Source organism: Lederbergia citrisecunda, from assembly GCF_018343695.1.
In the GTDB taxonomy this organism is placed as follows: domain Bacteria; phylum Bacillota; class Bacilli; order Bacillales; family Bacillaceae_C; genus Lederbergia; species Lederbergia citrisecunda.
Genome location: NZ_JAGYPJ010000001.1, coordinates 614,466 through 629,654 on the forward strand (window position 1 = coordinate 614,466; position 15,189 = coordinate 629,654).

Genomic DNA, 15,189 nt, shown 5'->3' on the forward strand with positions numbered 1-15,189 from the left:
ATTGTATGAAAAAGTTTCCTATAGGCGTTCAACCATACACCATTCGTGAGGCTATGAGTAAAGATTATATAGGGTCTATTAAAAAGGTTGCAGAAATTGGTTATAAAGGAATTGAACTTGGTTTGCCGCCGGAAGGTATGACAATTCAAGAGCAAAAATCACTTTTAGATGGTTTAGGCCTAAAGGTTATCGGTACACATGCTGGATTCGATACATTGGATTTTGAAGTAGATAAAATTGCGGATTATCTTGAAGAAATGAATGCCGAAAAATTTGTTGCGATATCTATGATTTTCAAATCCAAAGAAGATGTATTGGAAAAAGCGAAAAAAATGAATGAGGTCGGAGAACGGTTCCGTCAACGTGGAGTTACGTTCCTATACCATAATCACCATTGGGAATTCTTTAAAGTAGATGGGGAATACGTCTTAGATATTTTACTGCGTGAAACAGACCCAGAGCTTGTGCAAACTGAATTAGATACATATTGGATTAGAAGAGGAGGGGAAGATCCAGTTCAATACCTTCGAAATGTAAAAAATCGTGCCCCACTTCTTCATATTAAGGATATGAAAGCAGGCGGAGAGGATATTTCTAAAGGGTTTGGCGAAGGTATTTTAGATTTAAAAGAACTTTTTGCTCAAGGAGTGAAGGAACCATTTGCAGAAATTGGTGAAGGGATACTTGATTTCAAAGAGATCGCCAATGTAGCGGAGGAAATCGGCACGAAATGGTTAATCGTTGAGCAAGATGAGAGTGATAGAGATCCATTTGAAAGCTTGAAAATAAGTTACGATAATCTTATAAAACTTGGTTTAGTTGAATAGGCAGGTAATCCAAATAACTTAAAGGCCTTGTTAAATTCACTGTGATTTTTCCATTGTTTGAGCGGAAGGCTCGTGACTCCTAGGAGAAAAACGGGTCAAATGAGACCCCGGAGGCACACGGTGGTGAGGAGTCTCCATAGCCGCCCGGCACACTGGAGCGAAAATCAACTTACAAGTTTAACAGAGCTACTTTAAAAAGGGGTATATTTATGTCTACTAAATATGTAAAAAATGAAGGTGGACCTACACTTGGATATTCAACAGAATCTGGAGTAGGGATAATTGAAATAGATGGAAAATATTTTAAAGATTTAAATAAAGATGGAAAACTTGATAAATATGAAGATTGGCGTCTTTCGCCTGAAGAACGGGCACAAGATTTGGCTTCCAAAATGTCGATTGAACAAATCGCGGGATTAATGCTATATAGTAGCCATCAGGCCATTCCAGCATCAAAAGGCTTTTTCCCTGGAACATTTGATGGTAAACCATTTGATGAAAGCGGTGCGGAACCTTCTGATTTATCTGATCAACAAAAGGATTTTCTCATTAACGATGATTTACGTCACGTATTGATTACGACAGTGGAAAGTCCTGAAGTTGCAGCTAAATGGAATAATAATGCTCAAGCTCTTGTAGAAGGGATTGGACTAGGAATCCCAATCAATAATAGCTCGGATCCACGGCATGCTTCAGTTGCAAGTGCTGAATTTAATGCTGGTGCCGGTGGTGCTATTTCGATGTGGCCTGAAACACTTGGACTTGCTGCAACATTCGATCCAGAGATTGTAAAAGAATTTGGAGAAATCGCTTCGAAGGAATATCGTGCTCTTGGAATCGCAACAGCATTATCCCCGCAAATTGATCTTGCCACAGATCCAAGATGGATGAGATTCAATGGAACGTTTGGGGAGGATCCAAAACTTACTACGGATTTGGCACGTTCATATGTTGATGGCTTCCAAACATCAGATGGAGAAAATGAAATTAAGGATGGATGGGGCTACGATAGTGTAAACGCGATGGTTAAACATTGGCCTGGCGGGGGATCTGGCGAAGCTGGCAGAGATGCTCACTGGGGCTACGGGAAATACGCGGTTTATCCAGGAGATAATTTCAATGAACATTTAATTCCGTTCACAGAAGGCGCCTTCAAATTATCTGGTAAAACAAAGATGGCATCAGCTGTTATGCCTTACTACACGATTTCATATAATCAAGACGAGGAAAACAATGAAAATGTTGGGAATTCATATAATAAATACATCATTCAAACTCTACTTCGTCAAAAATACGGTTATGATGGCGTTGTTTGTACAGATTGGATGATAACAGCAGATGAACCTGAGTCGGTAGATATTTTTGCCGGAAAGTCTTGGGGTGTAGAACACTTAAGTGTGGCAGAACGCCATTATAAAGTATTAATGGCTGGTGTTGATCAGTTTGGTGGGAATAATGAAGCAGGACCTATTATTGAAGCATATCAAATGGGAGTAGAAGAATACGGCGAGGAGTATATGCGAAAGCGTTTTGAAGAGTCGGCTGTTCGACTTCTATTAAATATTTTTAGATTAGGACTCTTTGAAAATCCGTATTTAGTTTCTGAAAAAAGTGCAGAGATAGTTGGTAATGCTAATTTCATGAAAAAGGGATATGAAGCACAACTAAAATCCCTTGTTTTATTAAAAAATCAAGAAAATTTGTTACCAATTCAAAAAGGGAAGACTGTTTATATTCCTCAGAGATATATCGCTGAGGGCAGAAGCTGGTTTGGACATGTCATACCTGAAAGATTGGAATATCCAATAAATATAGATATCGTAAAAAATTATTATAATGTTACGGATAATCCTGATGAAGCAGACTTTGCGATTGTTGCAATCTCAAATCCAGAAGGAGCTGGCTTCAGTAGGGAGGATTTAGAAGCAGGAGAAACTGGTTATGTTCCAATTAGCTTGCAATACAAGCCTTATAAAGCGGAGCATGCAAGAGAACAAAGTATTACAGGTGATTCGCGAGAGGTTCTTGACAGAAATTACCGTAATAAGATGTTCATTCCACCAAATACGACAGACCTTGATTTGGTCTTAGAGACGAAGAAAGCAATGAAAGGAAAACCAGTCATTGTCTCGATTCTACTTTCAAAACCTGCTGTAGTTGAAGAATTTGAAAAAGATGTAAATGCGATTATTTCGAATTTTGGTGTTCAGGATCAAGCGTTACTAGACATCATCAGTGGAAAAAGTGAACCCTCAGGACTTCTTCCTATGCAAATGCCAGCAAACATGAAAACGGTTGAAGAACAATTTGAAGATGTTCCACATGATATGGAATGCCATATCGATTCTGAAGGAAACACATATGATTTTGCTTTCGGACTTAACTGGCAAGGAGTTATACATGATAATCGAACGGAAAGATATAAAAAGGCAAAACTAGAAAAGTAGGATTAGAGTAGGAGGATTAGAATGGCACTTATCCAATTAAGCTTTAAATCAAAAGCTCTGTTAATGCAAACATCCGTAAATATAATATTGCCGATGGGTATGAATCGCATCGACTTTGAAACGATGAATGACTTAAGCTATGAACATAAAAAGTTCCCAGTTCTCTATTTATTGCATGGTGCAACAGATGATCATTCATGCTGGCTTCGTCTTTCATCTATCGAACGTTATGCTGAAGATAAGGGAATCGCTGTTGTCATGCCAAATGCCGATATGAGCGCCTATAGTGATATGGTACATGGGCATAAATATTGGACATATATTAGCGAAGAGCTTCCTCAATTTATTCAAGCTGCATTTCCAATATCAGATAGGAGAGAGGATACGTTTGCGGCAGGTTTATCAATGGGTGGCTATGGAGCATTCAAGCTAGCACTAAGACATCCAGAGCGATTTGCCGCTGCAGCTTCCTTATCAGGGGCAGTGGATTTAGTCGGTTCTCTTAAAAAAGGGGAAAGAGGCTTATTTGATAATGTATTTGGCGATCCTGAAAAAGTAGATAATAGTGAAAATGATATTTTCTTTTTAACTAAAAGATTGTCTGAAAGTACCGGATTAAAGCCTAAACTATTTCTTGCATGTGGGACGGAAGATTTTCTGTACGAGGATAATGTGAAATTTAGAGATTACGCAGCTGAACTAGATGTTGAACTAACATACGAAGAAGGTCCCGGTGGACATGAATGGCAATATTGGGATACAAATATTCAGAGAGTATTAGACTGGCTACCTCTAAATATTAACAAGGTTCTATCATAAATTTAGTAAATGAGGCAGCTTTAATGGCTGCCTCATTTACCAATGATAATTTGGATTGAGGATGATAATAATTATGAAAAAATTAAAAGTAGGAATGATAGGACTTGGAGAAGTAGCACAAATCATTCATTTGCCAATCTTGCAAGCGCTGTCGCATAAATATGAACTAAGTGCCTTTTGTGATATATCCGAATCATTACTAACAAAACTCGGAGCAAAATATCAAGTTAATAATCTATATACAGATGCAATCGAGTTAACGAAACAAGAGGATCTTGATTTAGTATTTGTCCTCAATAGTGATGAATACCATACCGATTGTGTAGTATCCGCTGCAGAAAATAAGAAGCATGTATTTGTTGAAAAGCCGATGTGCTTAAATATGGAAGATGCTGATAAGATTATCGAAGCACGTAATAAAAATGGTATTCAAGTGATGGTTGGTTATATGCGTCGATTCGCACCAGCATTCATTCAAGGTGTAGAAGAAGTAAAGAAATTAGACAAAATCAATTATGCTAGAGTACGAGATATAATAGGACAAAATCATTTATTTATAGAACAATCCCATGATGTACTTCGTTTTAATGATATAAGTGATGAAGCTACGAAAGATCGTGCAGCAAGAGCTAAAAAAATGGTTCATACTGCGGTTGGGAATGTTCCAAATGAAATCCAAAGTGCTTATCGACTATTGTGTGGTCTAAGCAGTCATGATTTATCTGCAATGAGAGAATTGATTGGATTTCCTATTCGTGTAGTATCAGCAACACAATGGAATGGTGGAAGTTTTTTAAGTGCTATTTTTGAATATGATGGTTTTTGTACGACCTTTGAAACAGGTGTAGATCGACTAAGAAGATTTGATGCTCATTTAGAGGTCTATTCAGATACGAAACAAATCAAAATTCAATACAATACACCATATATTCGTCAATTGCCTACTACTCTCTCCATTAAAGAAACAGTTGGTGAAGAATTGGAAGAAAAAATAATTAGACCTACATTCAAAGATGCTTATACAGAAGAACTAGAATATTTGTATGATGTTGTCATACATGGGAAAACACCAAAAACAACACCAGAAGATTTTAAAGAAGATCTCAAGCTTTTCAAAATGATTGTAGATGAACTTGTAAAAACGAAAAACAATTAATAATGAGTATTTACAAACAATCCGAATGACGAAGGATTGTTTTCTTTTTTTCAAAAATGATTATTCTAGTCAATATTGGTAAATCTGTAATAAAGGTGGAGCATTATTTCTATTTATTGTGCTATAATTTACATGATTTTGATAGAGGGTACTCTTTATCCTTTCGAATGAATTGGGGAATGTCCATGGATTTATACACTATTAAAGAATGGTTTACATTAGAAAATGTAGTCGATTTAATTGATAAATACCGCTCGTTTGGCCCACTTCCAGGTATACTATTACCTTTATTAGAGGCCTTCCTTCCATTTTTACCTCTATTTCTTTTTGTTATGGCTAACGCTAATGCTTTTGGTTTAGGATGGGGCTTCTTCTTATCATGGTTAGGAGCTTCACTTGGTGCACTTTTTGTTTTTTTACTTGTGCGTAGATATGGAAATTCTCGAGTATTTCATTTTTTGCAAAAAAATAAAAAAGTCCAAAGCTTAACGGAATGGTTAGAAAGACGAGGGTTTGGCCCCTTATTTTTATTATTATGTTTTCCTTTTACACCGTCCGCAATTGTCAATATTGTTGCTGGACTCTCGAAAATCAATATATATCAATACATGCTGGCTGTTTTTGCTGGAAAAGCTGTTATGATCTTTATATTAAGCTTTATTGGGTATGATATTGTTTCTTTGATAAAACAGCCAATTCGTACGGGGATCGTCTTAATCATCATTTTCATTCTATGGTATGTTGGAAAGCATATTGAAAGTAGAATGAAGAATAAAGTCCATACGCGAGGATGAAAAGTTGCCTTATATCAGGTGGCTTTTTTTATTTTTTGACAAAAATGATATATGCAGAATTTCTGATTTAGATTAGTATCCGAATAGTCGAAGCATGCATTTTTGATTTTTGGGAATATACGTTCGATATGGTATAATAGTTACAGATTGTACATATAAAGGGGTTGAGAAAATTGTCGCTTCGTTTCGTCATTGGTCGGTCGGGAACAGGGAAGACAGCTTTGTTCCTAGATGAAATAAAAGAAAAACTGATGAAACAGCCTGATGGTCACCCTGTTCTCTATATAGTTCCGGAGCAAATGACGTTTTTATCGGAATATCGTTTAGTGAATACTCCTGGTTTATCGGGAATGATTCGGACACAGGTGTTTAGTTTTACACGTTTAGCATGGAGAATTCTCCAAGAGACTGGAGGCGCGAGTAGAAATCATATTTCCAGTGTTGGATTAAACATGTTAATTCGAAAAATCATCGAGGATCATAAAGATGATTTGAAGCTTTTTAAAAAAGCAGCTGATAAAAAAGGGTTTATTGAGCATGTTGAAAGATTGCTTACAGAATTTAAGCATTATTGCATTACACCTGATGATCTCCATAACACACAGAATGAGCTTTCTTTTAAATCATCTACTAGAGCCCTTGCAGACAAGTTGCATGATCTTGAACTAATTTATCATAAATTTGAACAAACACTCGTTGGAAAATACACTAATTCAAATGATTATTTGAATTTACTAGCTGATTCCATAAAAAATTCCAGTTATTTAAAAGATGCTGAAATTTATATAGATGGATTTCATAATTTTACTCCACAAGAAAAAAGAGTTATTGAACAACTGATGACCTACTGTAGAAGGGTATCTATTGCTCTCGTTTTGGATCGTCCATATAAACATGGTCTGAAGCCTGAAGATTTGGATTTATTCAGAATAACCGGAGAAACGTATTCGGATTTATTTGAAATGGCCAGAGACGCCGGTATTTTGCTTGAAGAGGATGTGTTTCTAGCTGAAACGCCAAGATTTCAAGATGAAGGATTGCAGTATTTACAAGCGAGGTTCGAAAAACGTCCTATCAAATCATATCAACATGTCCCAGCGATTGAAATTAGAGCAGCTGCAAATAGACGGGCTGAGGTGGAAAGCATCGCTCGAGAAATTCGAAGACTCATTAAAGAGGATGGATATCGTTACAATGATATTGCCATCTTAATGCGAAATGGACATGAATATCACGAGATAATGGAAACGGTATTTCACGATTACGATATTCCTTTCTTTCTTGATCAAAAAAGATCGATGTTGAATCATCCACTAATCGAACTTGTACGAAGTGTACTAGATATCATTAGTTCCAATTGGAGATATGAGCCTGTATTTCGTGCGATAAAAACAGATTTACTCTTTCCATTAGGCTCTGATTTAAAGATGTTAAGAGAACAGATGGATAGGCTCGAAAATTATATTCTTTCTCAAGGAATAAAGGGTGATAGGTGGATTGAAAAGAAACCTTGGCGCTACAAGCGTTTCTTCGGACTTGAACATGAAGGTTCGCCACAAACGGATGCTGAAAAGCAAATAGAAGCAGAAATAAATGAATCTCGAAACCTAGTTGTATTTCCCATTTTACGATTATCTCGAAGGATAAAAAAAGCTAAAAATGTTCGTGAACTGTGTGAAGCCGTGTATTTAACTTTGGAGGAATTAGATATTCCCAATAAGCTAGCAGAAAAAAGTAATATTGCTGAAGAAAAAGGGCAATTGGTCTTGGCCAGGGAATATGATCAAGCTTGGAATGCAGTCATAGATATACTCGATCAATTGGTAGAAGTAATGGGCGAGCAGCAGATTTCGATTGAAACGTTCATTGATATTCTCGATTCTGGATTAGAAGCAGCGAAATTTTCATTGATCCCACCTGCAATTGATCAGGTCTTTGTTGCAGATTTGGAGATATCTCGACTTTCTAATATTAAATCCTCCTTTGTCGTTGGATTAAATGATGGTGTCCTTCCAGCAAAGCAATCAGAAGATGGTGCATTGTCAGATGGAGATCGGAGTGAATTAAAAGCTATTGGGTTACAGCTTGCACCTGATGGTAAGAAGAAGTTGTTAGATGAAGATTTTGTAGCTTATAGAGCTTTTACAGTTCAAGAGGAGCGTCTGTATTTATCTTATCCACTTGCAGATAATGAGGGGAAGGGGTTACTGCCTTCACCTTATATTAAAAGAATGAAAGAAATTTTTCCGGAAATAGAAGAAATCGCAGAAGTAAATGATCCTAGTGAGCTTTTAATGGACGAGCAATTAAAGTATGTATCACATCCGAATACAGCGATTGCCTATTTAACTTCACAATTGCAATTAAAAGCACATGGATATCTTATCGCTGATTTTTGGTGGGATGTTTATAATTTTTATTTGGAACATCCTAAACAGAAGCAAAAAGCGTTGAAGATTCTTTCAAGTTTATTTTATAAAAATGAAACGAAGACACTTTCTGAAATAACGAGTAAAGAATTGTATGGAGATGAAATGCTTGCTAGTGTTTCAAGAATGGAGCTTTTTCACGGATGTCCATTTTCTCACTTTACTTCACACGGTCTGCGCTTGCGCGAAAGGGAGATTTATAAGCTTGATGCGCCCCATATTGGAGATTTATTCCATGCTGCACTTAAGTGGATTTCAGAGGAAGTCTTGCAAAAGGGCCTTACATGGTCAAGCCTAACGAAAGAACAATGCGAATGGCTTGCTAGAATGGCAATAGAACAATTTGCTCCTAAACTACAAAATCAAATTCTTCTAAGCTCAAATCGGCATTTTTATATAAAGAGGAAACTAGAGCAAATAATCGGAAGGGCTTCTTACGTCTTAAGCAGACACGCCAAAGTAAGTGGATTTACACCCATTGGACTTGAACTGGATTTTGGACCGTTTAATGAATTGCCTCCCCTAGCATTTACGTTGAAAAGCGGTGCTAAAATGCAACTTCAAGGTCGAATCGATCGAGTCGATAAAGCGGAAAATGAAGATGGGGTTTATTTACGAGTTATTGATTATAAATCGAGTTCGAGGGCTTTAGATTTGAATGAAGTATATCATGGTCTTGCCTTACAAATGCTTACTTATTTAGATATTATCATTACACATTCAAGTAAGTTAATAGGTACAGAAGCGACACCTGCTGGGGTTTTATATTTTCATGTCCACAATCCAATGATTAATAATGAAAAATTATTGACATTAGAAGATATTGAAAATGAAATTTTAAAGGAATTTAAAATGAAAGGTCTTTTACTTGGCGATTCCAATATCATTCGTCTTATGGACAATACTTTAGAAACAGGATCTTCAAACATTATCTCAGCGAGCATCAATAAAGATGGAAGTTTGTCGGCAAATTCGCAAAAAAGTTCTGCAAGTGTAGAGGATTTTAAAATATTAAGACATTATGTCCGTAATCTATATCAAGAATCAGGAAATAGGATTATTTCAGGAGATATCCATATTGATCCTTATAAACTAGGGGACAGAACTCCTTGCCAATTTTGTTCATATAAATCAGTATGCCAGTTTGATCAATCATTAGAGAATAATGGTTACCGCAACATTTCACAGCAAAACTCTCTTGATGTACTTGCAAAAATTAGAGAGGAGGTTGTTAGTTTTGAAGACAGTCATTCCAATTAAGCCAGAGCATGTAACATGGACAGATGATCAATGGAAAGCGATTATGGCCAAAGATCAAGATATTTTAGTTGCAGCAGCTGCAGGCTCTGGAAAAACAGCTGTTCTTGTAGAACGGATTATTCAAAAAATATTAGCTGTCGAGGATCCCCTAAATATTGACGAATTACTTGTCGTAACTTTTACAAATGCGTCTGCCGCTGAGATGAGACATCGGATTGGCGAAGCGCTTGAAAAGGCCATAGATGAAGATCCTTTATCAACCCATTTACGAAGACAGCTCAGTTTATTGAACAGTGCTTCCATCTCAACTCTGCACTCCTTTTGTCTCGATGTTGTCCGAAAATATTATTATATGATAGACATTGATCCAGGTTTTCGAATTGCTGATCAAACGGAGGCTGATCTTCTCCGGGATGAAGTGATAGATGAACTTTTCGAAAATGAATACGGAAAACAAGGGAATGAGTCATTTTATCGGTTTGTCGATACATTTTCAAACGATCGACATGATGGAGCGGTTCAAGAGCTTGTTCTTAAGCTGTATGATTTTTCCCGTTCCCATCCGAATCCATTTATGTGGCTCGATCAAATCGTAGAAATGTATGACGTAACAGAAAACACTAAAATTGAAAACCTTCCTTTTATTGATATTTTAAAATTTGATATTCAACTTCAATTATCTGGGGCAAAAGAATTGCTTCAGCAAGCGTTAGAAATATCAAAGACTCCAGGAGGACCCGCTCCACGCGCAGAAAATTATTTAAGCGATCTTTCTATAATAGAGAGGATGGAGGATTCAGCAGTAAAAGGGTGGGATTTTCTATATGAGACGATGAAAGACTGGAGCTTTTCTAGGGCGAAAACATGTAGAGGCGATGAATATGATCCTGCATTAATAAAAGAGGCAGATGATTTAAGAAAAACTGCACGGGGAATGTTGGACAAACTTTCAGCAGATTTATTCTCTAAATCCCCCGAAAAGTTCCTAAAAGATATGCAGGAAATGAAACAAGTTCTTGCTACTTTAGTTGAGGTAGTTAAACAGTTTTCACATGTTTTTGAGAAAGAAAAAGCAGATAGAGGATTAGTCGATTTCTCAGACCTTGAACATTTATGTCTGCAGGTTTTAATCGATCGAAAAGAAGGCACGAACGATATCATCCCGTCTGAAATCTCTCATAACTATCGAAATCAGTTTAGAGAAGTGCTTGTCGATGAATATCAAGATACAAATATGGTTCAAGAAACCATTATTAATTTAGTATCAGCAGATGGTGAGTCCGATGGGAATCTTTTTATGGTTGGTGATGTTAAGCAATCGATCTATCTTTTTCGTCTCGCTGAACCGATTTTATTTCTCGGAAAATACTTGCGTTTTACAAGTGAAGGAGAAAATACAGGTCTCCGAATAGACCTTTCCCGTAACTTTCGCAGTCGAGCAGAAGTCTTAGATGGTGTTAACTTTATTTTTAAGCAAATAATGGGTACTAAGGTCGGTGAAATTGAATATAATCGAGATGCCGAGTTAGTGAAGGGATCGGGATATCCAAATGAAGAAGATTTTCCTATAGAAATTGGTATCATCGATCAATCCGATAAAGATTTATTGCAAGAAGAAGTGAGCGAAGACGCTTTTGACCTTAATGAGTTAGAACAGACGAAGCTTGAAGCGCGCTATATGGCGGAAAAAATTAGACGGATGATTGATGAGGAAAATCCAATTTATGAGTTAAAAACAAAGAATGTGCGGCCAATTCGCTATAAGGACGTTGTAATCCTAGTACGTTCTCTTAGTTGGGCTCCAGATATAATGGAAGAATTCAAGCTTGCAGGGATTCCGGCACATGTTAATTTGTCTACTGGATATTTTGAAGCAACTGAAGTATCAATTATGATGTCTTTACTGAAGATTATTGATAATCCTGATCAAGATATCCCATTTGCAGCGGTTCTTAGGTCCCCGATTATTGGTTTATCAGAAGAGGAATTAGCCCATATACGCTTACAATCAAGGAGAGGAAGCTACTACGGAGCAGTCAAAACATTTATCGCAAATATGCCTGATCATGACTTTAGTTATGCATGGGAGCAGGTTTCTCACTTTATTAATCAACTTCATGAATGGCGAACAATGGCGAGAAGCGGCGCATTATCAGAATTGATATGGCAATTGTATCGTGATACCGGATTTTATGAATTTGTCGGTGGTCTTCCGGGGGGAAAACAAAGACAAGCGAATTTACGAGCCTTTTACGACCGTGCTCGTCAATATGAAAACACATCATTTAGAGGATTATTTCGTTTTTTACGCTTTATTGAAAGAATGCGTGAAAGAGGAAATGATTTAGGGGCTGCAAGAGCACTTGGAGAACAGGAAGATGTTGTTCGAATTATGACGATTCACTCTAGTAAAGGACTGGAGTTTCCGGTAGTTTTTGTAGCAGGAATCGGCAGGCAGTTTAATATGAAGGACTTAATCAGTGGTTATATGTTTGATAAAGAATTCGGATTTGCGTGTAAATATGTTAATCCGGAAAAGCGTATTTCCTATTCTTCACTTCCGCAGCTCGCTTTAAGAAGAAAGAAAAAAATGGAGATGCTTTCCGAAGAAATGCGTGTCCTATATGTTGCATTGACGAGGGCAAAAGAAAAACTCTTTTTAGTAGGGTCAGTAAAAAATATCGAAAAAGAAATGAAAAAATGGATGAAAGCGGCAAGCCAATCAGAGTGGCTACTATCAGACCATGATCGTGCACAAGCGAATTCCTATCTCGATTGGATTGGTTTAGCACTTGTCAGGCATCGAGATGGAGATAATATTCTAGAGGTAAGTGAAATGAAGGTGGCTAAAGAAATATTGGAGCACCCATCACGCTGGAAAGTTTCAGTTTTATCTCAAAATCAATTTGATGAAGACATAAAAAACCAACAACACATCGATTATGATTGGCAGGAATCTGTTAAAAAAGGAAATATAATCGAAAGTGAATCGGAGAATAAACAAGAGGTTTTTTCACGACTTTCATGGGAATATGCCTATCCTCAATCAACCAAAAGGATGTCAAAACAATCTGTATCCGAGATTAAAAGAATGTTTGAAATGAGAGATGAAGCAAGTGGAACACAGATCATTCAAAAAAATGTACCTCAGCAATACGATCGACCAAAATTTATGATTGAACGTGGAGTCCTTTCACCTGCAGAACGGGGAACCGCGATGCATACGGTTATGCAGCATATTCCGCTAGATGAGCAGCCGACATTATTTTCAGTGGAAATGTTATTAGAGGACTTAATCGAAAAAGAAATCATTACAATAGAACAAGCAGAGGTTGTTTCATGTGACCAAATTGTTCATTTTTTTGAAAGCGAGATTGGACAAAGAATGATTTCAGCTAAAAAGGTTCATCGTGAAGTTCCCTTTACTTTGGGTCTCCCCGCACAAGAAGTCTATTCAGATTGGGATGGTTTTGATGAAAACGTCCTTGTTCAAGGTATTATTGATTGTATTATTGAAGAAAAAGATGGGGTCATTCTACTAGATTATAAAACTGATGTCATTCAAGGTAGATTTCCAAACGGATTTCAACAGGCAAAAAGAATACTTTCTAGACGTTATGAAACACAATTGAGTCTTTATGGACGAGCCATTATTGAAATATGGGATAAACCAGTCATAGGAAAGTATTTATATTTCTTTGATGGTGGAGAATTTTTGAAGTTATAATTCTTAGTATAGGATAAAAAAGGCTGGACCATAAATTGGACCAGCCTTTAATTATTACCAATCGTTGGTTGATCTATTAAGTTTGAATCAATAGTAGGATTTACACTAAAACCGTTAAGCGTAACGACAATCCCACCGACATTACCTGCACCTGATCCTTCAAATGTCTTGGTAGCACTTTTCGGAGAAATGACAGCGACATCTCCAAAATGAACAACCCCTCCAGTAACGTTAATAATTTGAGTTGCTCCTATTAAAGCCGGCATATAATCAGTCCCTTCGCACCTCTACTTTTGTTCTAGGACGGATCGCTTGACCAGATAGCTGCCGTATATGGTCTATCCTTGATTCTGCATGGACGTTTTCGGTATTTCCAATATGCACAACTCCTGACGCAGATATCCCTTTTATCCAGATCCTTCCTACACTTATATTTGGCTTTTCGTGATATTTTCTAATATAAGGCGGAGGAATTAGGAATGTTGGGATGGGAATAGGCTCTGAAAAAATTCGCGGATGGTAGTTTGCTTCCTTACCAAAGTATATTTCTTGTTGTCGTTGGACTGCAAGAGCCTGCGAAAATGGACGTAATTGTACAGTATCACCTATTTCCAATACTCCGTTTGAAAGAATGCTATAAACAAGTATATGCTGAACAACGGAATTTCGTCCCCACATTTGTTTTACCCCACAGAAAGTGGGACGAATGGTCCGATGATTAAAGATTCAGCAGGTGTGTCAAATGTAGAGGCAAGTTGAATTGTGTTCGCATCACCCACTAAAAGTAAAGAGGAAGTCGTTATCCCGATTACATGTATTTCGCCTACGTTTAATTCCCGATTTATGACATTGAGCTCCATGATGATTATTTTCCTTCCTTTCTATCTCGAGGCATTTGTGCAATGAAGGTGTGTACACCATTATTAATATCAGCAATGATTGTTCTGTACATTTTTTCAAAAAGCTGTTCACTCGTTATATCTTCATTTGTTCTAGTACTAAAAAAATGAAGATAATGTTCGGCACGCGTTGGCAATTGTTTACGTATATCTTCTTTTATTAAATTGAAGTAGGATTCCTCCAACTGAATACCAATTTGGTTTTCTGATTCGTGAATAATCTTATCTAGCTGTTGATCAACATATTGATTCAATTTTTCAAGGAGTTCTGTTTTCATTTGCTGATCTTCTTCTGGCGCTTTTTCATTCCTCATACTAGGTACGGCGGAAAAATCTTCAATATTATTTAGATCTGCTGGATTTAGCCCGATATTTAATGTGCCATCCAATTTTTCCACTTTTAATTGATCGAATTTGTATTCAAGCCTCTCTACTGTTATTGAAGGTTTTTCTTTTAATTTTTGAACGTCCGCGGATAATTGTGCCATGGTTGTTTGCAGCTGATTGATTTCCTGTTGTTGCCAAGCGACATATTCATTTAATTGTTTAAGATATAATTTTAAATCCATGTCATCTCCGCCTTATTAATTTATAGTGGTACCAGGATCGGGTGCTCTACTGCTTCACCAAGCGCCTCTGTTTTTGCTTCTGCAATAGCAGAAGGGGCAGCACCTGTAAAACCTCCCGTATTAAATAAATTGGAAGCTTCTGTAATAATTCCTGTTGTTCCGATTTGTAAGACAGAGGAGTTTGTCATTCCTCCAATTTTTAACATGTGGATATTAATTGATTGTTGAACATTGATAATCAGTGTTGGTCCCTCCCATTGGA

At 37.0% G+C, this 15,189-nt stretch carries 12 protein-coding genes; 7 read left to right on the forward strand and 5 right to left on the reverse strand.

The window, feature by feature from the left end; all coding sequences use genetic code 11:
• Positions 1-5: 5 nt before the first annotated feature.
• The 7 genes from KHA93_RS03150 (at position 6) to addA (ending at position 13,459) form a co-directional block, all read left to right on the forward strand.
• The gene (locus KHA93_RS03150; RefSeq protein ID WP_213109387.1) at positions 6-827 is read left to right on the forward strand and encodes a sugar phosphate isomerase/epimerase family protein; all 822 of its coding nucleotides are present in this window, start codon (positions 6-8) and stop codon (positions 825-827) included.
• Between the two features lie 209 nt (positions 828-1,036).
• Positions 1,037-3,274: a glycoside hydrolase family 3 protein gene (locus tag KHA93_RS03155; RefSeq protein ID WP_213109388.1), complete on the forward strand. Its 2,238-nt coding sequence runs from the start codon at positions 1,037-1,039 to the stop codon at positions 3,272-3,274.
• Between the two features lie 21 nt (positions 3,275-3,295).
• The gene (locus KHA93_RS03160) at positions 3,296-4,093 is read left to right on the forward strand and encodes an alpha/beta hydrolase (protein ID WP_213109389.1); all 798 of its coding nucleotides are present in this window, start codon (positions 3,296-3,298) and stop codon (positions 4,091-4,093) included.
• Positions 4,094-4,166: 73 nt separating this feature from the next.
• Positions 4,167-5,249: a Gfo/Idh/MocA family protein gene (locus KHA93_RS03165; protein WP_233711028.1), complete on the forward strand. Its 1,083-nt coding sequence runs from the start codon at positions 4,167-4,169 to the stop codon at positions 5,247-5,249.
• A 185-nt stretch (positions 5,250-5,434) separates the two neighbouring features.
• Complete coding sequence (locus KHA93_RS03170; RefSeq protein WP_213112751.1) at positions 5,435-6,043, forward strand: TVP38/TMEM64 family protein; 609 nt, start codon at positions 5,435-5,437, stop codon at positions 6,041-6,043.
• Positions 6,044-6,216: 173 nt separating this feature from the next.
• Complete coding sequence (gene addB, locus KHA93_RS03175) at positions 6,217-9,732, forward strand: helicase-exonuclease AddAB subunit AddB (RefSeq protein WP_213109390.1); 3,516 nt, start codon at positions 6,217-6,219, stop codon at positions 9,730-9,732.
• Positions 9,710-13,459 (forward strand): helicase-exonuclease AddAB subunit AddA, encoded by a 3,750-nt coding sequence (gene addA, locus KHA93_RS03180; RefSeq protein WP_213109391.1) that lies wholly within the window; start codon positions 9,710-9,712, stop codon positions 13,457-13,459. Before addB ends, addA begins: the two co-directional genes overlap by 23 nt.
• Before the next feature lie 47 nt (positions 13,460-13,506).
• Here addA and KHA93_RS03185 read toward each other — a convergent pair whose 3' ends face one another.
• Genes KHA93_RS03185 through KHA93_RS03205 form a run of 5 tightly spaced genes read right to left on the reverse strand, consistent with a single transcriptional unit; the run spans position 13,507 to position 15,169 of the window.
• Positions 13,507-13,725, reverse strand: a complete 219-nt coding sequence (locus KHA93_RS03185; protein ID WP_213109392.1) for a spore germination protein — start codon at positions 13,723-13,725, stop codon at positions 13,507-13,509.
• 4 nt (positions 13,726-13,729) lie between these two features.
• Complete coding sequence (locus tag KHA93_RS03190) at positions 13,730-14,137, reverse strand: spore germination protein GerPE (protein ID WP_213109393.1); 408 nt, start codon at positions 14,135-14,137, stop codon at positions 13,730-13,732.
• 5 nt (positions 14,138-14,142) lie between these two features.
• Positions 14,143-14,319 carry a spore gernimation protein GerPD gene (locus tag KHA93_RS03195; RefSeq protein ID WP_213109394.1) on the reverse strand — a complete coding sequence of 59 codons (177 nt, stop codon included), beginning with the start codon at positions 14,317-14,319 and terminating at the stop codon, positions 14,143-14,145.
• A 5-nt stretch (positions 14,320-14,324) separates the two neighbouring features.
• The gene (gene gerPC / locus KHA93_RS03200; protein WP_213109395.1) at positions 14,325-14,927 is read right to left on the reverse strand and encodes a spore germination protein GerPC; all 603 of its coding nucleotides are present in this window, start codon (positions 14,925-14,927) and stop codon (positions 14,325-14,327) included.
• A 20-nt stretch (positions 14,928-14,947) separates the two neighbouring features.
• On the reverse strand, positions 14,948-15,169 hold the full coding sequence (locus KHA93_RS03205; RefSeq protein WP_213112752.1) for a spore germination protein GerPB: 222 nt from the start codon (positions 15,167-15,169) through the stop codon (positions 14,948-14,950).
• Positions 15,170-15,189: the final 20 nt, after the last annotated feature.